We start from the raw sequence: 19,679 nt of genomic DNA, 5'->3' as shown, positions 1-19,679 counted from the left end.
TATTTTTTATTTTACAATTATATATTCAGTTAGGAGAATGGGTTTGTTTTTATTATAACCTTCAATTTTTATTTCAAATATTCCATTAATGTCTGAAGTATAAAATTCAACTTCAGACTCATCTTTTGTGAATGAAATTTTTGGTAACCATTTCAATAAATTTCTGTAATCCGGAATATGCTTTAAATTATTGTTTTTATAATCTGGTTCAAAATAATTTTTGTTTAAAGCTGGAATTGGTTGTTCTTGTTTAATAATATATTTACCTGAAAGCTTAGTTGTAAAACTTTCATCTTTAGATGTAAAACTAATTACACCATTGTAAAAGTAAGAATGAAATAAATATCCACCTGTTATAATTTCAACTCTATCAATTAGTTTCATATTATAATTGAATAACTCATTTAAATCTTGAATTTGAATTCCATCAAACAATACCAATGCAGGTTGACTAAATTCAGATTGATTATTAGAGTTTAAAACATAAAGTGCATTTCCTTTCTCGTTTTTTACTATAATTACCTCTTTTATGATTTCTATAATGATATCTTTTAAACTTGAAAATCGATTAAATTCATCTAATTTATATTCTTTATTTGATGATGAAAAAAACTTTTTGTTTTTGTTGGCTTCGATAATACTATCGGATTTTACTGAATAATAGGCATTTTCAACTTGAGAATAAATAGATCTATTTTTTAACTCGTCAAGATTATTAATTTTAATTTTATTATATGGTTTTAATTGTTTTATGTCAAAGTTATTTTTTGAATTTATTTTTATTTCAAAATTTTCCTTATTCTCATCAACTATTTGAATAATCATTTTCGAATTTGCATATTCTTTATCTATGATTAAGTAAAATTCTCCTTTTTCATTTGTTTTTGTTGTTGTGAAGTAGAAATTGTTTTCAGGAATAGATAAAGAAATAAATTTATCAACTACTGAAGAGTTATTTAGACTTGTTATATTTCCAAAAATTAATTCACCTCGGTATTCGGGAATTATTAACGAATCTTTAGTTCTCTTTATTTTTGCTTCTTTTTTTATTATTTCTTCAAAATCATAAATGGAAGATTCGTTTTCTATTATTACTGGACTTATTTTTTGGACAGAGAATGTTAAATTTGATAGTTGTATGCTGTCTTTTAGTTTCTTTATTTTTAATTTAACTAATTCTCTCTTGGAAAATGTTTTTGTATTTAGATTTATTGATAAATAATCATTTTTAATAGATTTATTTGAAATATTTGGGTTTGTTACAGTATCAAATATTACATTTTCTTTTAAAAATTTTGACTCTATATTTTCAAATTGATTTAAAATGAAAATATCTTTTTGAAAATAAGTTGTAACGGAATTATTTAGTGACCAATTTGTATAGCCAATAATCTTATACAGACCGGTTTTTAATTTTGGTGAAATAAAAAAATCTCCACACCCATTGCCATTTTTTAAAAATAATTTCTGTTTAATTACAACTGAATTATTGGAGTCGATTAATTCTACATGACCAACTTTACTAATGTTGCTGAGTTCATTCGTAGAATTGTTTACACAGTTAAATGAATAAAAAAGTGTCTCTCCTGAAACTAGGAAAGAAGAGTTAGTCATTAGAAATATACTTTCAGAATCTAAATAAAGATTTTCGTTGTTTTGACCATTACTTTTTTGTAAAAAAGTAAAAGATAGAAGTATAAAAATTGCCGATATTTTGTTTAATCTGTCCAATAGGAAGGTATTATGTTAGATGAAAATGAGGTGCAATCACCACAAAAAGTAGGAACCATGAAATATGTAGGATAAGTTAGTTCATAAAAGACTATAGTATTAAGACTTAGACCATTTATTAATCTAGCTTTTGGAGAACTGCCAGGATTATCGCCTACAAGCGAAATGTCAAATTCTATTGAATTACACTCATTAAAAAATGAAGGAGTAGGATCAGTGGGAAATAAATCTACATAATTAAAAAAAATGCGTGATGATGAAACAGAGGCTACTTCAAAAAAACCAATAACTTTTTCATTAGGATTGGTTAAAGATTTTAAATTGCCAAATAAAAAACCTGGTTGATTTGGTGACAAAATACTTCCCTCACTAGACATTTCACTTAACGTTTTGTAGTAATTGTAAGCAGATAAGTTTTGGACATATTGTTTTACTAAAATCGTATAGCGGTTTGCAATTATATAATTTTGGTTACTAATAAATCTAACAGGAAAGTTGGTGACTCTATCCTCTAATAGATTATTAGTGTTTGTTTGAATTATTTGATTAGATTTTTCAAAACTATAACAGGTTTTTTTATTTAAATCTCTTTCAGTTAATATAAAACTATCAGATGTTGCATTGTATACGATATCATTTGAAACCCATTTAGGCGCAATTACTTTATAGGTTTCTTCATATTCATATCGATAATATTTTGAAGTATTTGAAGGGTCATAACTATTAACATTTATCTGAACACCTTTTTCTCCTTGTTGATTTGTTATAACAGAGGTATTTAAACTCTCGATATTGCTTTCAGTTGTTAAAGTTTGAGTTGTTGATATGTATTCTCTTCCGTTTGCTGTAATAATATGTAATTGATACGTTTTATTTGGTAATGCTTTAAACTCATTGTCAGAAATATATTTGTTTCCATCCTCATGAAAATTAAATTCGTTATTTAGTTCATCAGTTATATAAACTGTGGCACCCGTTTCAAAAGTGGGAATAACATCTTCAAATCTATATGTTCTTGAAATTTTAATTTCTTGAAATTTTAATTCATTTGTTATTGTTGCTTCTATTACAATTGCATCTTCAAATGTATCCGTTTGAAGTGCATACGGGTCAACGCAACTATACAGTATACTTGACATTATCAAAAATGATAAAATTTTTATTTTTTTCATAATTAAAATTTAAAATTATAAGTAACTGTTGGTATTGGTATTGAAAAAATGGATGTTTTGTAAGCTTTTAATTTTCCATCATCTGTAACAAAAAACACAGAATAGGGATTATTTATTCCTAAGACGTTATATATGGATATATTTACAAAACTATGAGCTAATTTTTTTATTTTGTGATTTCCTTCAATATTTAGTCCAATGTCAAGTCGATAATAATCAGGAATTCTAAATTTATTTCTATCGCTATATAAAGTATAATTTGATCCATTAAATTCATATGCTCCAACAGGATAAGTAATTGGTCTTCCTGTCTGATAGATAAAATTACTTGAAAAACTATATCTTTTTGTAATTTTATAGTTCATTACTACACTTAAATCATGTGGTTTGTCGAAATTTGAAGGAAAATATTTTCCATTGTTAACTATCTCTTCATTGAATTCACTATCAAGTTTTACAAAAGATCTTGAGTAAGTATAACCTATCCAACCATTTAATTTTCCAGATGTTCTCTTTATTAAAAATTCAATACCATATGATTTTCCTTCTCCTTGAAGTAACTCTGTTTCAATATTTTGGTTAAGTAAAATATCTGCGCCTACTTTATAGTCTAAAAAATCTTTAGTTTTTTTAACATACCCTTCAATACTCAATTCTAGATTGTTCTTGTTGATGTTTTTAAAAATTCCAAAAGATATTTGATTAGCAATTTGTGGTTTGATATTTAGGTCAGAAAGTTTCCAAGTATCTGTTGGTGATTGAGTTGTATTATTGGATAAAAGGTGTATGTATTGAGAAGTTTTATCAAAACTCAATTTTAGTGACAAATCTTCCATAATTAAATATCTTGCAGATATTCGTGGTTCAATTGAATTATATTCTTTTATAACTTCATTATTTTTAAATTCTTTTACTTCAACAACTGTTGCCTCACTTAAAGGAAGGTTTTCTTCGTAAATGTTTTGAGTTGATTTACCTAAAGACAGAAAATTAGTAACACGAAATCCAAAATCGAAAGATAATTTCTCACTTATTTTTAAATTATCTGAAAGGAAAAATGCAGATTCCAATGCTCTTTCTTTATCTATTTTTATTGGAGTTAATAATGCATTCTTGTATGGAGTTAGTTCACCTGGCTTAATATTATAAAGTTTTGAATTTACACCGAAGTTTAGACTGTTTGATTTGTTAATTTTGTAATTAAAGTCTGAAATGAATTGAGTTTCATTAACTCTATATTGCAAATCGAAATTTTTATCAGAGCTAGATTCATAATTAATATTAAAAACATAATCACTATTTGATAAAGTTGTTCTTGTTTTTATTTTTGTATTAAATTTATGATTCCAATTTATAGAGACTAATCTGTTATTGTAGTTAAATAGTGAATCTGATGTAATACTATATTTGTCGTCACTGAAGTAAAGAGTAGTGGAAAGTGTGTTTTTTTCATTTATTAAATGATCATATTTTAACATTGCATCATAAAAAGACGCTTGACTTTTTTTTAGTTTTTCATTTTTCAATGAACGTAAAATCCATCCAGAATATGTAGCTCTTCCTGCAAAAAACAATGAAGATTTATCTTTTTTAATGGGCACTTCTCCCATTAAATTGCTTGTGACAGGTCCAATTCCTCCTTCTCCTGAGAGTTTGTTTTTGTTTCCGTTTTTTGTAGATATATCAAATACTGAAGAAAGTCGTCCTCCAAATTCTGCTGGGATACTTCCTTTGTAAATATCTGCTTTTTTTATGGAGAAAGGATTTACAGCTGAAAAAAAACCAAAAAAATGAGAGGAATTGTAAATAACAGCTTTGTCAATTAAAATTAAATTTTGATCTTCTTTTCCTCCTCTTACATTAAATCCAGCAGAGCCTTCGCCTGTTGTTTTGATTCCTGGTAGAATTGTGGCTACTTTAAAAATATCTCTTTCACCCAGAACTAAGGGTATGTTTTTTATATTTTCAATATCAATTGATGTTACTCCTGTTATTGTGGAGGAAATTTTTTCTTTAGCTTTTTGATTAATTATAACTTCTTCAATTAATTTTATATTTTCTTTTAAATTTATATTTAATATTCCATCATTATATATTACAATTTTCTTTGTATATTTTTTGTGTAACATTGATTCAACTTCAATAATGTTTAATCCTGATGGAAGATTAAGAGTAAAATACCCAGATTCGTTAGAAGTTGTTTTAATACCTCTGTTTTTTACGTTGATAACTACATTTGAGACACTTTTTTTATCGATATCAGTGATTAATCCAGACAGCTTCAAAGTTTTTTTACTATTTTTTTGTTGCTTGCCTATGTAATTTATTGTTTGTTGCTCTTTATTTGTTGATTCATACTCTTTTTCATATGTTGGTTTTTCAATTTCTCCAATAACATAATTATTTAGTTCATTGTTTTTGTTTCTTAAATTCAATAATTCATTTGGAAACTCACTGTATATGTATTGATTTTTTGATAGAATAATGTTATTAGATTCTATAAAATAATTAAAATCTGTTTCATCTAAAACAGTGTTCAAAATAATGTCAATTCCCTTTTTTGAAAAATTGTTTGATTTAAGAATTGTATCATTTTTAAACCAATCATCAGTATAATACATTTTATAAGATGTTTCGTTTTCTAATTTTGTTAGAATTGATTTTAAGTTTAGTTCTTTAAATTCAAATGAAATCTCATTGGATTGAGAATAACTCTTTGCAAATAAGAATATAACTATAAATATTGCGATAGAATTTTTCATTTAATTTAATAATTGATTTATGAATTTAATTAGCCCTACTTTAAATAGGTAATTATCGAATTTTTCTTGAATTTTATTTTGATTGTAATATGTGTTTATTTGTTTTTTATAGTTTGGAAAAATTGAGATAAGTTCTTTTTTTGAGTTTGCATTATATATTTTATCGCTAATTTTTAAATAGAACAATTTTTGATTATTAAAATCTGAATAAATTTTATTTCCGTCAATAATCTCTATTTTTGTTTTTTGGTGTTTTATTAAAAGTGTTATTTTATTTGAGTATATTATTTCTTCATAAAAACCTTTCAATTGTTTTGTTTGTAAGTCAATTTGGTTGGCACTATTCGTGTATTTTTTTTTATTAATTATAAAGCCATCAATTTTATTTGAATCTAATACTAGGGAATAAAAATCGCTCTGTTTTTTTGGTTTAACAAGTACATTGTCATTTACTATATCATATTTAATTAAGATATTGTCATAATTTTGATTGTCATAACTAATTGAACCTGATACAAAATTTTTATCTAAAAAAGGATGAATAGTGTCTGAAAGCGTTAAGTAATTATGATTATTGTGACGACCATTGAAAATTGCTAAAGTTTCTTCTTCAACTTTTTTATCAAATAAATCTGCAATACTTTGTTCATTATTTTTTTGAGAATACGAATTGGTTAACAAACAGAAATAAATGGAAAGTAAAAATGTATTTTTAATCATTTTTTAAAAAGTTTGATCAAAAATATAAAAAAAATCTTATAATAAGTATCTTTTAATTAGTTTATTTTAAACCAAAAACCCAACTCAACTAAACGAATTGGGGGTTTATCTTGTATTACTATTAAATTTTTATTTTAAAAAAAAATCAATTTTCAAAATCAAAATCATCCCAATTTATGGGGTCGTTGTAGTCGTCATCGCTTGGTGGAATTGCACCAGGCGGATTAAATAATTCCCATTCGTCCCATATATAATCTGATTTGTCAAAACTAGCGACCCAGTCTATAAAAAGTAATCTAAACTCTTCGATTTCTTTACGAATTAATTCAACATAATCGTTTGATGTAAAACTTTTATAATAGCGTAATCCACCAACAAAAACGTATAAATCCATAGCACATTGTCTTATGATTGCTGCGTTTTGCATTTTTATGCTATATAAGCCAACACTACTTGCACCAGCTAATTTTGCACAAATCATCATGCTGTCGCTCATCATCAAACCCGCTTGTGATTGTAAAAAATCATCATCTTCAGGAATAGCTTTTACCAAAGCTTCGACTTGTTTAAAAATGGTATCTGCTTTTTTTATTATTGGTGCATCTTCTTTCCTTTTTTTTGACATTTTTTAGTGTTTTTTAGTATTTTCAAATTTAATAGTTTTTTGTTTCCGCAACTATAAAAATGAAGTAGTCTTTAATTACTTATTTTTTTAAAAAAGTAAATCAACTTGATTGTTTATTCTTTCAATATAATAATCAATTTTTCGGTTGGCACGATTAAAAAACAAGTTTTGTTCCTTAATTCCTGATTGATTCAAAGATTTAGAATTTAGAATTTGCTGATTGAAAAACTGATACACATTTTTACAACTTTCTTTATTATCTGTAATGAAGTAACCTAATAATGTATATGGAATGAACATTGTGAGCTTTTCATTGGTTTCAATTAACATATTGTTGTTGAGTAAAATCAACTCATTATAATAAATGGAATAATTCGAATTAGACTTGTTTGATTTGTCTTTTATCAAATTCAAAATCCGTTTTAAATCTAAACATAATGCTTTAGCACTTTTAAAATTCAGTAAACCTGATTCGTAAAAATATAATATTTGTTGCAAGCTACTGTTTATGGTTGTGTCGTTCCAAACTTCCTTTACAGTAACTTTTTCATATATTTTTTTCAACTTTTGCATATGTTCCATAAACGATTCGTCAATAACAAAATTTTCAAAAGACACATTAGATTGATTCGGATTTAATAATGTCAACCAAACATAGGCTTTAAATTTAGAAATAATTGTTCCGTCCATAAAATAAAAAAGCGGAATGTCTTTTGCAGAATAATATAACGTTACACTTTCTTTATTTGCCAACTGTTCAATTCTTTCTGCCGATTTTTTAAAATAGGACAACATATCATTTAGCGAAGTAATTTCGATAGTTTTTTCAACAATTACTTTATCGTTTTTCAAAAACAATTTATCTAACGAAATGTTGAAATGATTTGCCATAAGTAATGTTTCATCAATAGAAAATTTACTCTTGCCCGAAACTCTTCGGTGTGCTGCATCATAGCTGCAATTTAATATTGCCGAAATTTCATTATTTAAGGAAGCTGAACTTGAAAGTTGCTTTCTAATTTCTTTTAAAAGTAGTTCTTGATTGGTCATGATTTGTGATAATCACAAATGTAAAAAATTTATTTATTATTTATCGCTAATTCAATTGTAATAATCACAATAGTTTTGACTTATAATTTAAAACTATTATTATGAAAAAAACAATGAAAAAAAATTTTGAATCTTTCAATTGGATGGATTTAAAAAGATATTCAAAAATTATTAATTTTTATTTAAGACGGAACTCTAAGTTTTTAATGCTTTTTTTAATTTCTTCATGTAGTGTTCAAAATGAAATAAATAAGGATGATTATCGCCATATTTCTAAAACATTTTCTGCTCAATTTTATGATAAGTTAGACACTGTTAATGTGCAATATAATACTAGTTTCTTTACTAGAAGTTTAATAAAAGAGTTTACAAATAATGACAATGTAGATTATACAAAACCAACTCAAATTCAAATTATTGATAACCAATTGTATTTAAAATTTAGTGATAAAAACAGCAAAAGCTATGTTCTAAAATTTTTTGGAAAATATTCAAAACGAAAGTTTGTTTTTTATACAAACTATGAAACAATAACATTTCCGGTTGTATTTACAACTAAACAGATCTCAAAATATTCAGTTTACTTATCTAAAGAAAATGAAATAATTTTTAAGAATTATAATGTAAACGAAGGTATGTTGTTACTATTTGGAGCTGGGACTTCATCTGATAAGAGTTATATATTTAAACTAATAAAATAATGAAAAAAATGATATTTTTAGTTTTGATTGCATTTAAGATGAATGCTCAAGACACTATAGTTTTTCCGAAAATAGATTTATATAAAAGAAATGTAATTGAGGTAAGCTATGGAAAACCATTAGGTCAGTTGTCAAACAAATACGAAAGTTCAACTACGACTGCATTATATTTTAGAACAAAAATTGGCAAACGACAGTTTGTAGATTTTGGTGCAGAGTTAAGCGGTATTATTAACGGAAATAGTATTAATTATAAGAAAGGTGCAGAAAACATACAATTAGATGGAAGTAAATCGGCCTTTTTCTTAGGTTTGCGTTACACCAGATTTTTAATTCAATCTAAAAACCAAAACTTCCATCTAGAGTCCAATTCAGGTATTGGTTGGAAGTATCTTCATTACTCTAAACCAGAAGCTGAAGCGTATGATGACATTGATTTGAAACCATCTTTAAATACTATTGCTGTTTCACAAGGTCTTAAGTTAGTTTTTCATGGTTTTGGATTGCATTGTTCTTATCAATATGCGCCCTATGATTTGTTTAATTCACAAGTTGAGAAAAATTTTGGTGGTTCATCAATCAATTTTGGACTTTCTGGAAGTTGGAATTTTTAAAATTATAATTAAAAAACCAAAAACCCCAACTCAACTAAATGAATTGGGGTTTTTTATATTATGAAAAGTAGACTATTCCGCTTTTGGAGCGTCTTTTTTCTCTTCTCTTGGAGGTCTTGGTAAAAGAGCTTTTCTAGAAACTTTTTCTTTTCTAGTTTTTGGATCAACACCTAAGTATTTCACCATAAATACATCACCCATATTTACTACATCAGAAACATTCTCAGTTCTTTCCCAAGCTAATTCAGATACGTGTAATAAAACTTCGTTTCCTGGAGCAGCAGTATATTCTACAACAGCACCAAAATCTAACATTTTAATTACTTTCACTTCATAAGCTTCGCCCATTGCTGGTTTGAAGATAATTGAGTCAATTTTAGCTAAAACTGCTGCAATTCCGTCTGGATCTGTTCCAAGGATTTCAACAACACCTTGTTCGTCAACTTCGTTAATAACAATTGTAGTTCCTGTAGCTTTTTGTAATTCTTGAATTACTTTTCCTCCAGGTCCAATTAAAGCACCAATAAAATTACCAGGAATTGTTCTTGTGATAATTTTTGGAGCATGTTTTTTAACATCTGCTCTTGGTGTGGCAATTGTTTCAGTGATTTTTCCTAAAATGTGCATTCTACCATCACGTGCTTGACCTAATGCTTGTTCCATAATGTCGTATCTCAATCCTTCAATTTTGATATCCATTTGGCAAGCAGTGATTCCGTCTTTTGTTCCAGTTACTTTAAAGTCCATATCGCCTAAGTGATCTTCATCACCTAAGATATCTGAAAGAACTGCAAAATTTTGACCATCTGTAATTAATCCCATAGCAATTCCAGAAACTGGTTTTACCATTTGAACTCCAGCATCCATCAATGCCATTGTTCCAGCACAAACTGTAGCCATTGAAGACGAACCGTTAGATTCTAGTACTTCAGATACAATTCTAATTGTGTAAGGACAATCTGCTGGAATCATATTTTTCAAAGCACGTTGTGCTAAATTTCCGTGACCAACTTCTCTTCTTGAAGTTCCTCTTAAAGGTTTAGCTTCTCCAGTTGAAAATGGTGGGAAATTATAATGTAAGTAGAATTTTTCTTCTCCTTGTTCTGATGGCGAATCGATTTGGTTAGCTTCTCTTGAAGTTCCAAGAGTTACAGTTGCCAAAGCTTGAGTTTCACCACGAGTAAATAAAGATGAACCGTGAACAGAAGGTAAATAATCAGTTTCACACCAAATTGGTCTGATTTCTGTAGTTTTTCTTCCGTCTAAACGAATTCCTAATTCAAGGATTACGTTACGAACTGCTTCTTTATTAGTTTTATAGAAATATTTAGATACTAAATCTCCGTCAGCAGCTAATTCTTCTTCTGTAAATAAAGCTTTAACTTCTTCTTTAACTTCTGCGAATGCTGCACTTCTTTCGTGTTTAGCCGAACCTACTTTTGCAATAGCATAGATTTTATCGTATGCTGCAGCTTTTACTTTTTTGTAGATTTCTTCATTTTCTTTTTCACCTTCGTAAGTACGTGTTTCTTTTTTGCCAAAAGCTTCTTGTAAACGCAATTGAGCATGAATTTGTACTTTGATTGCTTCGTGAGCAAATTTGATAGCTTCTACCATTTCTGCTTCTGAAATTTCTTTCATTTCTCCTTCAACCATCGCAACAGAATCTAAAGAAGCGCCAATCATCATGTCGATGTCAGATAATTCTAATTGAGTTCTACTTGGGTTGATTACAAATTTACCGTCTACACGTGCAACACGTACTTCAGAAATTAAATTGTAAAAAGGAATGTCTGAAACTGCTAATGCTGCTGATGCTGCTAAACCTGCTAAAGCATCTGGCATAACATTTTCATCGTGAGACATTAATTGAATCATTACTTGCGTTTCAGCATGATAATCGTCTGGGAAAAGCGGACGTAAAACACGGTCAACTAAACGCATTGTTAATACTTCGCTATCACTAGGACGTGCTTCTCTTTTGAAAAATCCACCAGGAAAACGTCCTGCAGCTGCAAATTTTTCACGGTAATCTACTGTTAAAGGTAAAAAATCAACAGATGGGTTTGATGTTCTTGCAGATACAGCTGTTGCTAAAAGCATACAGTCGCCACATCTTACAACAACAGAACCATCGGCTTGTTTTGCTAATTTACCTGTTTCGATTGTGATGCTTCTGCCATCACCTAAATCGATTGTTTCTTGGGTTACTTTTGGAATCATAAAATTTAATTCGTTTAAACTATTAGGTTAGTTGTGTTGTAGTTGTTGTGTAGTAGTTGTTTGTAACCCAATGAAAAACCAAAACTTTTCTTATTTATATTCTTATTATTTTTAAAACAAAAAGAGGCGCAAAAGCACCTCTTAATATATGTATTATTTTCTAATACCTAATTCTTTAATTAACTCACGATATTTTACAACATCTTTCTTTTTCAAGTAGTCAAGAAGACTTCTTCTTTTACCTACTAAAAGAACTAATGAACGCTCTGTGTTATAATCGTGACGATTTTTTTTCAAGTGCTCTGTTAAGTGAGAGATTCTAAAAGTGAACAATGCAATTTGTCCTTCTGTAGAACCTGTGTTTTCAGCTTTTCCTCCGTGTTTAGCGAAGATTTCAGCTTTTGTTTCTTTACTTAAATACATTCCAATATTATTTTAAATGATTATTATGTATGAATGGAGATTTTCTCAATTCGTGTGCAAAGGTAATTAAATAATTAACAATTACAAATTAACAATTAAAAATTATACAGCAACAACTCCTTTAATATGTGGATGCGGATCATATCCTTCTAAAGTAAAATCTTCAAAGGTAAAATCAAATATATTTTTCACATTAGGGTTTAATATCATTTTAGGAAGTGGTTTTGGTTCGCGAGATAATTGTAATTCTACTTGTTCAAAATGATTGTTGTATATATGTGCGTCTCCAAAAGTGTGAATGAATTCGCCAACTTGTAAATCACAAACTTGTGCTATCATCATAGTAAATAATGCATAAGACGCAATGTTGAATGGAACTCCTAAGAAAATATCGGCACTTCTTTGATATAATTGGCAAGATAATTTCCCATCAGCAACATAAAACTGAAAGAACGCATGACATGGCGGTAAAGCCGCTTTTCCGTTGGCAACATTTTCAGAAAATGATTTGGATGTGTCAGGTAAAACCGATGGATTCCAAGCCGAAACCAACATTCTTCTACTATTTGGATTGGTTTTTAACGTATCAATTAACTCTGTAATTTGATCAATTTCTTCACTGTTCCAATTGCGCCATTGATGACCATAAACTGGACCTAAATCGCCATTTTCATCTGCCCATTCATCCCAAATCTTTACACCATTTTCTTTTAAATAACCAATATTGGTATCGCCATTCAAAAACCACAATAATTCATAAATTATTGATTTTAGATGTAACTTTTTTGTAGTAACCATTGGGAAGCCATCAGCTAAATCAAAACGCATTTGATATCCAAAAACACTTTTGGTTCCTGTTCCTGTGCGGTCGCCTTTTTGAGTTCCGTTTTCTAAAACGTGTTTTACTAAATCGTGGTATTGTTTCATTTTCTTATGTTTAAAAGTTGCGGGTTTTGATTTTCGAGTTTTTATAGCGGGTTTTTAACTAGTAACCCGAAACTCGAAACATTCAAACCGTTTACGATTCGCGTTTAGAAATTTCATCTCTAATTCTTGCAGCTTTTTCATAATCCTCATCTTGAACGGCACTTTCTAAAAGTTCGTGAAGTTCAGATAAACTTAGTTTTGCATAAGAATTATCAGGTTTCGAATCGTTTTCTATTCCGAAAGTTTCAGGAGTTGAAAGCGCGCCGTCATCTTCTGCATTTTCATTATCAGATGGATTTGCATTCAAATAAATTCCTGCTTTGTCAAGAATGTTTTTATAAGTAAAAATTGGTGCAGAAAAACGTAATGCTAATGCAATAGCATCGGAAGTTCTTGCGTCGATAATTTCTTCAATTTTGTCTCTTTCACAAATGATACTGGAATAGAACACACCATCAACTAGTTTGTGAATGATGACTTGTTTAACTACAATATCAAATCGGTCTGCAAAACTTTTAAATAAATCGTGCGTTAATGGTCTTGGTGGTTTGATTTCCTTTTCTAAAGCTATTGCGATGGATTGTGCTTCAAAAGCTCCAATAACAATTGGTAGTTTTCTTTCTCCATCAACTTCATTTAAAATCAAGGCATAAGCTCCATTTTGGGTTTGACTATATGAAATTCCTTTTATGGTAAGTTTTACTAAACTCATTTTTATATTTTATCAAATTTTGAAAACAATAATACTGTGTATCTGTATTGATTGCAAAGTAACAAAAAACTTTCTCTTTTTTAAACAAAAAAATAAGCTACCTAAAAATAATTTCAGATAGCTTATCACGTTTGAGTTAGTTTTATTTTTACACTTCGACTTTAGTTTATATTGAGCGTAGTCGAAATGCCAGTGAGACAAATTTAGAATTTGGTTTAATTATTTTGTGCTTTAAATTCTTTTAATTTTTGAGTCAATCTTGGAACAATATCTAAAGCATCGCCCACAATTCCGTAGTCAGCCACTTTGAAAAATGGTGCTTCGGCATCGGTGTTGATAACCACTTTTACTTTAGAAGAGTTGATTCCAGCAATGTGTTGGATAGCTCCAGAAATACCTACTGCAATGTATAAATTACTTGCAACTGGTTTTCCTGTTTGACCAACGTGCTCACTGTGAGGACGCCATCCAATATCAGATACTGGTTTAGAACAAGCTGTTGCTGCTCCAAGAACCGATGCTAATTCTTCTAACATTCCCCAATTTTCTGGACCTTTCATTCCGCGTCCACCAGAAACTACAATGTCGGCATCTGCGATAGTTACTTTTCCTGTAGATTTTTCTACTGATTCAACCTTTACTGAAAAATCAGCATCGTTTAATGTTGGTACAAAATCTTCTTCTGATAAAGATGAAGCATTTTCAACTAAACCAAAAGAGTTTTTGCTGATTGAAAGTACTTTTACATCTGTTGCAATTTCTGTGATATTGAAAGCTTTATTTGAAAAAGCAGTTCTTTTTACTTGAAATGGTGAAGTTGAAAGTGGTAATCCAACAACATTTGATGCAAAACCAGCTTCTAATCCAACGGATACAAGAGGAGCAAGGTATAAGCTGTCTGTTGTTGATGAAAGTACGATTACTTTTGCACCCTCTTTTTGTGCAGCTTGTTTTACTACATCGGCATAAGCTTTTGCACTAAAATTAGCTAACTTATCGTTTGTTACTTTCAAAACTTTATCTACACCATATTTAGATAACTCAGAAACATTTACTGCGTTAACTGTTACAGCGGTTACTGTTGTGCCAAGTGATTCGGCTACTTTTTTTGCATAAGACGCTAATTCGAAAGCTACTTTCTTGAATTTTCCGTCTGCTGATTCTGCATATATTAATACTGACATTTTTTTTTAGTTTAAAAGGTTAAAAAAAGGTTTGAGCGTTTAAAAGGTTAAAAGTTTTGTTCAAAAACTTGCAACCCGAAACTCGCAACCCGAAACTAGATTACTTTCGCTTCGTTGTGTAAAGCACTTACTAATCCATCTAAATCATCAGCAGAAAACAATTTCACTGCTGATTTTGCTGCTGGTTTTTCAAATTTCACCGCTTTAGTATTAGTGTCAGCAGTTACTGGCTCAAGTACAGTTAATACTTTAGTTCTTGCTGTCATAATTCCTCTCATATTTGGAATACGTAGGTCTTTTTCTTCAACCAATCCTTTTTGTCCACCTACAATTAATGGTAATGATGCAGAAACAATCTCTTTTCCGCCATCAATTTCTCTTCCTACTTTTGCAGAAGTTCCATCAACGGTCATTTCAACAGCAGAATTTACAAAGTTGTAACCTAATAAACCTGCTAACATTCCAGGAACCATTCCGCCATTGTAATCTAATGACTCTTTTCCACAAATTACTAAGTCATAACCACCAGATTTTACAACTTCTGCTAATTGTTTTGCTACAAAAAAACCATCAGTTGGAGTTGCATTTACACGAATGGCTTCGTTCGCTCCAATAGCCAAAGCTTTTCTTAAAGTTGGTTCTGTATCTGGTCCGCCAACATTTACAACTGTTACGTTTGCTGCTTGTTGTTCTTGAAACCAAATAGCTCTAGTTAATCCGAATTCATCATTTGGATTGATAACATACTGAACTCCGTTGGTGTCAAATTCAGAATCGCCATTCACGAAGTTGATTTTTGAAGTAGTATCAGGCACATGGCTGATGCAAACTAATATTTTCATTATATATTTTTTAAAAAGTTTTTTCTGAGTGTAAAAGTATAAAATATATTTCGAATATTTATATGCGCGCATACTATTTTTTTAAAAAAAGTCAGTATTATATCGATTTCGCTGATATTGCTTGAAACCAAAACAGAAGATTTAACTTTTGTTGAATTAAAAAACCATTGGCTTACTGCTACATTATTTAGGTTTAATATGTTTTTTTATCATTTTTAATTTTTACTTTTGCTATCCAAAATAGATTTTAAGAAACAATATATATGAGAACGATACAATTTAGAGAAGCGATTGCCGAAGCGATGAGTGAAGAAATGCGTCGCGATGAAGCCGTATATTTAATGGGTGAAGAAGTTGCCGAATATAATGGTGCCTACAAAGCGTCAAAAGGAATGCTTGATGAATTCGGACCAAAAAGAGTAATTGATACTCCAATTGCTGAGTTAGGTTTTGCAGGAATTGCAGTGGGCTCAGCTATGAACGGTTGTCGTCCAATTGTGGAATACATGACTTTTAATTTTTCGTTAGTTGGTATTGACCAAATTATAAATAATGCAGCTAAAATGCGTCAAATGTCTGCTGGACAATTTCCAATGCCGATGGTTTTTCGTGGTCCAACAGCATCTGCGGGACAATTAGGAGCAACACACTCACAAGCTTTTGAAAATTGGTTTGCCAATACTCCAGGTTTAAAAGTGGTAGTTCCATCTACAGTTTATGATGCTAAAGGTTTGTTGAAAGCAGCAATTCGTGATAATGATCCAGTTATTTTCATGGAATCTGAACAAATGTATGGTGATAAAGGTGAAGTGCCAGATGGAGAATACATTATTCCATTAGGAGTTGCCGATGTTAAAAGAGAAGGATCAGATGTAACTATAGTTTCTTTTGGAAAAATTATTAAAGAGGCATTTATTGCTGCTGACGAATTAGCTAAAGAAGGTATTTCATGTGAAATTATCGATTTAAGAACGGTTCGTCCTATGGACTATGATGCAATCATTAATTCTGTTAAAAAAACAAATCGTTTAGTAGTTCTTGAAGAAGCTTGGCCTTTTGCAAGTGTGGCTTCAGAAATCACTTATATGGTTCAAGAAAGAGCTTTTGATTATCTTGATGCGCCAGTTCAAAGAATCACAACTGCGGATACACCTGCGCCATATTCACCAACTTTATTAAAAGAATGGTTACCAAATGCGCAAGATGTTGTTAAAGCTGTAAAAAAAGTAATGTACAAATAATATATTCTATTATATTTGAAGCTTCATCGAGGAATCTTGATGAAGCTTTTTTTTTAAATTTATTTCAAGGAACTTTTATATGTCGAAAAAACTTTACTTCTCAATTTTATTTGTAATTGTTTTTACAAATTTTATATTCTCTCAAACTAAAGTTAGTGGAATTGTTGTTGATAAAAAAAATCAACCTGTTTCTTTTGCAAGTTTAGTTTTTAAAGGTTCAAACGAAGGAGTTGTTAGTAATGAGGATGGGAGATTTTACATGGAATCTAAAAATAATTACACCGCACTTCAAATTTCATTTGTTGGGTATGTAAGTCGCGAGTTTGAATTGCCTAAATCTGTAAATTATGATTTGAAGATTGTTTTAAATGAAGAGCAAGTCATAAAAGAAGTTATAGTTTACTCAGGAAAAACATCGAAAAAAAACAATCCAGCCTTAGATATTTTGAGAAAAATTTGGGAGCGAAAAAGAAAGAATGGACTAAAAATGTTTAATCAATATCAATATGAAAAATATGAAAAAGTTGAATTTGATTTAAATACTATTGATAGTGCTTTCATGAAAAGTAAAATTTTCAAAGGAATGGAATTTGTTTTCGATAAAGTTGATACATCAAAAGTTACAGGTAAAACCTATCTTCCAATGTTTATTAACGAGGCTTTGTCTGATGTTTATGGCGATAATGTAAAAGGGAAAGTAAAAGAAATTCTAAAGGCAAACAAAAATTCAGGATTAACGAATGGTGACGGTGTAAACACGTTTATCAAGGATTTATATAATGACTATGATATTTACAATAATTACTTAAACTTTTTTGATAAAAGTTTCACTAGTCCGCTATCAAGAACAGGAATAGATGTTTATAATTATAGATTAGCAGACAGCGCATTTGTTGATAATAAGTGGTGTTATAATATAGTTTTTTATCCACGAAGAAAAAACGAACTTACTTTCAAAGGTGATTTTTGGGTTAATGATACCACTTTCGCAATAAAGAACATCAATATGGCAGTTACAAAAAGTGCCAATATTAACTGGGTAAAAGAAATATATATAGAACAAGAATTCGAAGTATTAAACGATTCCGTTTTTTTACTAACTCGTGATCATATGATGTCTGATTTTGCACTCAACAAAAAAGAGTCTTCTAAAGGAGTTTATGGAAAACGAACAACATTGATTAGAAATCATAAGTTCAACGAAGAAAAACCCGATAAATTTTATAAAGAAGAGGTAAATTATATAGATAATGCAGTTTATGCAAGATCAGATGAGTATTGGAATGAAAATCGATTTGAAAAACTCAACAAAGACGAAGAGGGAATTTATAAAATGCTTGACACTTTAAAAACGGTCAAGAAATTTAAACAAATGTATAATTTAGTTTCTATTCTTGGAAGTGGTTATATTGAAATCGGGAATTTTGATTATGGACCTATTTTTTCAACGTTTGGATACAATGAAGTCGAAGGCATACGTTTGCGCGTTGGTGGAAGAACTTATTTTGGTCCAAATGATTCATGGCGACTTCAAGGTTATACTGCTTATGGATTTGACGACAACAAATTCAAATATGGTTTGTCAGGAAAATGGATGATTGATAAGAAAAATAGAATCATTATCTCAGGAGGAAATCGTCGTGATGTTGAACAAATTGGCGCAAGTCTAACCACTACGAATGATGTTCTAGGAAGAAGTTTTGCTTCTTCAAGTCTTTTTAGTTCGGGAAGTAATGGAAAGTTAACAAACATTAATTTAACAACGGCTTCATTCGAAATTGAACCAATTAAAAATTTAGTCCTTCAAACAGGTTTTTCATATCGCACACTTGAATCAGCGTCTGATACTTTCAGTTTAGATTATTATACAGATAATACTTTAACAACTACTAAAAGCGAAGTAAAGCAGTCAGAAATAAATCTTCAGGTTGAATACACACCTAAAAGAAAAACTATTGGATATGGAGTGGAACGAAGAAATGTGGATAGTCCATTCAGTACTTTTTTTGTAAATTATAGTCAAGGTTTCAAAGGATTCATCGATAGTGATTTTGACTATCAAAAACTTCAGTTATATTATAAACAACCTATAACAATTGGACCATTAGGAAGAACAAATCTAACCATGGAATTAGGTAAAACATTTGGTCAAATTCCATTAGGATTGATGAGTGTTGTACCAGGAAATCAAACATATTTCATCATTGGAAATACATTCAGTAATCTTAATTTCTATGAATTTGTAGCCGATGAATATGCTACGCTACAATGGGAACATAATTTTCAAGGAAGATTATTGTCAAGAATTCCATTAATGAAAAAATTAAATTGGAGAGAAATCATAGGAATTAGAACAGTTTACGGAACTGTTTCTGATGAAAATAGAGCAATAAATGCATCAGGATTGACATATGTTTCGCCAGAAAAACCTTATTGGGAATACAGCGCAGGAATAGGAAATATATTTAAGGTTTTCCGAATTGATTTCGGTTGGAGAGGAAACTACAGAAATCTTCCAGACACCAATAATTTTACAATAAAAGGAGAGTTTGGATTCTATTTTTAATTCAATCTGAACTTGTTTCAAATTCTTTTATTTCAATATTTTTGTTTTGAAGCTTTCTCCTGCTTTCCATTTCAATAATTTATCAAAATGGCTATTTTTGTAAAAAGTAAAAAGAGCTTCTATGGTCGCTTTTTCACTTTAACAAAAATTAGCCATTTTCAATAAATTGATTTTCATTTCACTCAG

Annotated in this window: 16 protein-coding genes; 4 read left to right on the top strand and 12 right to left on the bottom strand. The window is 29.6% G+C overall.

Translation table 11 applies throughout. From position 1 onward, the window contains the following. Nucleotides 1–6 precede the first annotated feature (6 nt). From Q0049_RS13190 to Q0049_RS13165, 6 genes are all read right to left on the bottom strand, one after another. Complete coding sequence (locus Q0049_RS13190) at nt 7–1,731, bottom strand: hypothetical protein (RefSeq protein WP_298120597.1); 1,725 nt, start codon at nt 1,729–1,731, stop codon at nt 7–9. Then, the gene (locus Q0049_RS13185) at nt 1,719–2,903 is read right to left on the bottom strand and encodes a DUF4249 domain-containing protein (RefSeq protein ID WP_298120595.1); all 1,185 of its coding nucleotides are present in this window, start codon (nt 2,901–2,903) and stop codon (nt 1,719–1,721) included. The genes Q0049_RS13190 and Q0049_RS13185 overlap by 13 nt, the downstream gene beginning before the upstream one ends. Nucleotides 2,904–2,905: 2 nt before the next feature. Then, a complete protein-coding gene (locus tag Q0049_RS13180; RefSeq protein ID WP_298120593.1) occupies nt 2,906–5,665 on the bottom strand; it encodes a TonB-dependent receptor in 2,760 nt (919 codons plus the stop codon). After that, nucleotides 5,666–6,385 carry a hypothetical protein gene (locus Q0049_RS13175; protein ID WP_298120592.1) on the bottom strand — a complete coding sequence of 240 codons (720 nt, stop codon included), beginning with the start codon at nt 6,383–6,385 and terminating at the stop codon, nt 5,666–5,668. 145 nt (nt 6,386–6,530) lie between these two features. Further along, nucleotides 6,531–7,010 carry a hypothetical protein gene (locus Q0049_RS13170; RefSeq protein WP_298120590.1) on the bottom strand — a complete coding sequence of 160 codons (480 nt, stop codon included), beginning with the start codon at nt 7,008–7,010 and terminating at the stop codon, nt 6,531–6,533. Nucleotides 7,011–7,097: 87 nt separating this feature from the next. Further along, nucleotides 7,098–8,060, bottom strand: a complete 963-nt coding sequence (locus tag Q0049_RS13165) for a helix-turn-helix domain-containing protein (RefSeq protein ID WP_298120588.1) — start codon at nt 8,058–8,060, stop codon at nt 7,098–7,100. A gap of 113 nt (nt 8,061–8,173) precedes the next feature. On the opposite strand from Q0049_RS13165, the gene Q0049_RS13160 reads away from it, so the two are divergent. Together Q0049_RS13160 and Q0049_RS13155 are read left to right on the top strand one after the other, a co-directional pair. Continuing rightward, the gene (locus Q0049_RS13160; protein ID WP_298120587.1) at nt 8,174–8,761 is read left to right on the top strand and encodes a hypothetical protein; all 588 of its coding nucleotides are present in this window, start codon (nt 8,174–8,176) and stop codon (nt 8,759–8,761) included. After that, nucleotides 8,761–9,375, top strand: coding sequence for a hypothetical protein (locus tag Q0049_RS13155; protein WP_298120586.1), 615 nt, complete (start codon nt 8,761–8,763; stop codon nt 9,373–9,375). The genes Q0049_RS13160 and Q0049_RS13155 overlap by 1 nt, the downstream gene beginning before the upstream one ends. Nucleotides 9,376–9,447: 72 nt before the next feature. On the opposite strand, the gene Q0049_RS13150 is transcribed toward Q0049_RS13155, so the two are convergent. The 6 genes from Q0049_RS13150 to Q0049_RS13125 all read right to left on the bottom strand — a co-directional run bounded on the left by Q0049_RS13150 (nt 9,448) and on the right by Q0049_RS13125 (nt 15,686). Next, on the bottom strand, nt 9,448–11,598 hold the full coding sequence (locus Q0049_RS13150; RefSeq protein WP_298120584.1) for a polyribonucleotide nucleotidyltransferase: 2,151 nt from the start codon (nt 11,596–11,598) through the stop codon (nt 9,448–9,450). 153 nt (nt 11,599–11,751) lie between these two features. Continuing rightward, entirely contained in the window at nt 11,752–12,021 is a 270-nt protein-coding gene (rpsO, locus tag Q0049_RS13145) for a 30S ribosomal protein S15 (protein WP_298120582.1), read from the bottom strand. A 102-nt stretch (nt 12,022–12,123) separates the two neighbouring features. Next, a complete protein-coding gene (locus Q0049_RS13140; protein WP_298120580.1) occupies nt 12,124–12,948 on the bottom strand; it encodes a thymidylate synthase in 825 nt (274 codons plus the stop codon). A gap of 91 nt (nt 12,949–13,039) precedes the next feature. After that, nucleotides 13,040–13,660, bottom strand: a complete 621-nt coding sequence (locus Q0049_RS13135) for a bifunctional nuclease family protein (protein ID WP_298120578.1) — start codon at nt 13,658–13,660, stop codon at nt 13,040–13,042. A gap of 215 nt (nt 13,661–13,875) precedes the next feature. Beyond that, the gene (locus tag Q0049_RS13130; protein ID WP_298120576.1) at nt 13,876–14,844 is read right to left on the bottom strand and encodes an electron transfer flavoprotein subunit alpha/FixB family protein; all 969 of its coding nucleotides are present in this window, start codon (nt 14,842–14,844) and stop codon (nt 13,876–13,878) included. A gap of 95 nt (nt 14,845–14,939) precedes the next feature. Further along, nucleotides 14,940–15,686, bottom strand: a complete 747-nt coding sequence (locus tag Q0049_RS13125; protein WP_298120574.1) for an electron transfer flavoprotein subunit beta/FixA family protein — start codon at nt 15,684–15,686, stop codon at nt 14,940–14,942. Between the two features lie 263 nt (nt 15,687–15,949). On the opposite strand from Q0049_RS13125, the gene Q0049_RS13120 reads away from it, so the two are divergent. Both Q0049_RS13120 and Q0049_RS13115 read left to right on the top strand, forming a co-directional pair. Beyond that, nucleotides 15,950–16,927 carry a pyruvate dehydrogenase complex E1 component subunit beta gene (locus Q0049_RS13120; RefSeq protein ID WP_298120573.1) on the top strand — a complete coding sequence of 326 codons (978 nt, stop codon included), beginning with the start codon at nt 15,950–15,952 and terminating at the stop codon, nt 16,925–16,927. A gap of 79 nt (nt 16,928–17,006) precedes the next feature. After that, nucleotides 17,007–19,493 (top strand): DUF5686 family protein, encoded by a 2,487-nt coding sequence (locus tag Q0049_RS13115; protein ID WP_298120572.1) that lies wholly within the window; start codon nt 17,007–17,009, stop codon nt 19,491–19,493. Nucleotides 19,494–19,679 lie beyond the last annotated feature (186 nt).

It is taken from the genome of Flavobacterium sp. (assembly GCF_027484205.1).
Classification (GTDB): Bacteria; Bacteroidota; Bacteroidia; order Flavobacteriales; family Flavobacteriaceae; genus Flavobacterium.
This window is presented reverse-complemented; position numbering and strand designations above follow the sequence as displayed.

Excerpts from the sequence above, each read along its gene's own strand:
- Q0049_RS13185 (WP_298120595.1), bottom strand. The coding sequence starts at position 2,903 with ATGAAAAAAATAAAAATTTTATCATTTTTGATAATGTCAAGTATACTG.
- Q0049_RS13180 (WP_298120593.1), bottom strand. The coding sequence starts at position 5,665 with ATGAAAAATTCTATCGCAATATTTATAGTTATATTCTTATTTGCAAAG.
- Q0049_RS13175 (WP_298120592.1), bottom strand. The coding sequence starts at position 6,385 with ATGATTAAAAATACATTTTTACTTTCCATTTATTTCTGTTTGTTAACC.
- Q0049_RS13170 (WP_298120590.1), bottom strand. The coding sequence starts at position 7,010 with ATGTCAAAAAAAAGGAAAGAAGATGCACCAATAATAAAAAAAGCAGAT.
- Q0049_RS13165 (WP_298120588.1), bottom strand. The coding sequence starts at position 8,060 with ATGACCAATCAAGAACTACTTTTAAAAGAAATTAGAAAGCAACTTTCA.
- Q0049_RS13160 (WP_298120587.1), top strand. The coding sequence starts at position 8,174 with ATGAAAAAAAATTTTGAATCTTTCAATTGGATGGATTTAAAAAGATAT.
- Q0049_RS13155 (WP_298120586.1), top strand. The coding sequence starts at position 8,761 with ATGAAAAAAATGATATTTTTAGTTTTGATTGCATTTAAGATGAATGCT.
- Q0049_RS13150 (WP_298120584.1), bottom strand. The coding sequence starts at position 11,598 with ATGATTCCAAAAGTAACCCAAGAAACAATCGATTTAGGTGATGGCAGA.
- rpsO (WP_298120582.1), bottom strand. The coding sequence starts at position 12,021 with ATGTATTTAAGTAAAGAAACAAAAGCTGAAATCTTCGCTAAACACGGA.
- Q0049_RS13140 (WP_298120580.1), bottom strand. The coding sequence starts at position 12,948 with ATGAAACAATACCACGATTTAGTAAAACACGTTTTAGAAAACGGAACT.
- Q0049_RS13135 (WP_298120578.1), bottom strand. The coding sequence starts at position 13,660 with ATGAGTTTAGTAAAACTTACCATAAAAGGAATTTCATATAGTCAAACC.
- Q0049_RS13130 (WP_298120576.1), bottom strand. The coding sequence starts at position 14,844 with ATGTCAGTATTAATATATGCAGAATCAGCAGACGGAAAATTCAAGAAA.
- Q0049_RS13125 (WP_298120574.1), bottom strand. The coding sequence starts at position 15,686 with ATGAAAATATTAGTTTGCATCAGCCATGTGCCTGATACTACTTCAAAA.
- Q0049_RS13120 (WP_298120573.1), top strand. The coding sequence starts at position 15,950 with ATGAGAACGATACAATTTAGAGAAGCGATTGCCGAAGCGATGAGTGAA.
- Q0049_RS13115 (WP_298120572.1), top strand. The coding sequence starts at position 17,007 with ATGTCGAAAAAACTTTACTTCTCAATTTTATTTGTAATTGTTTTTACA.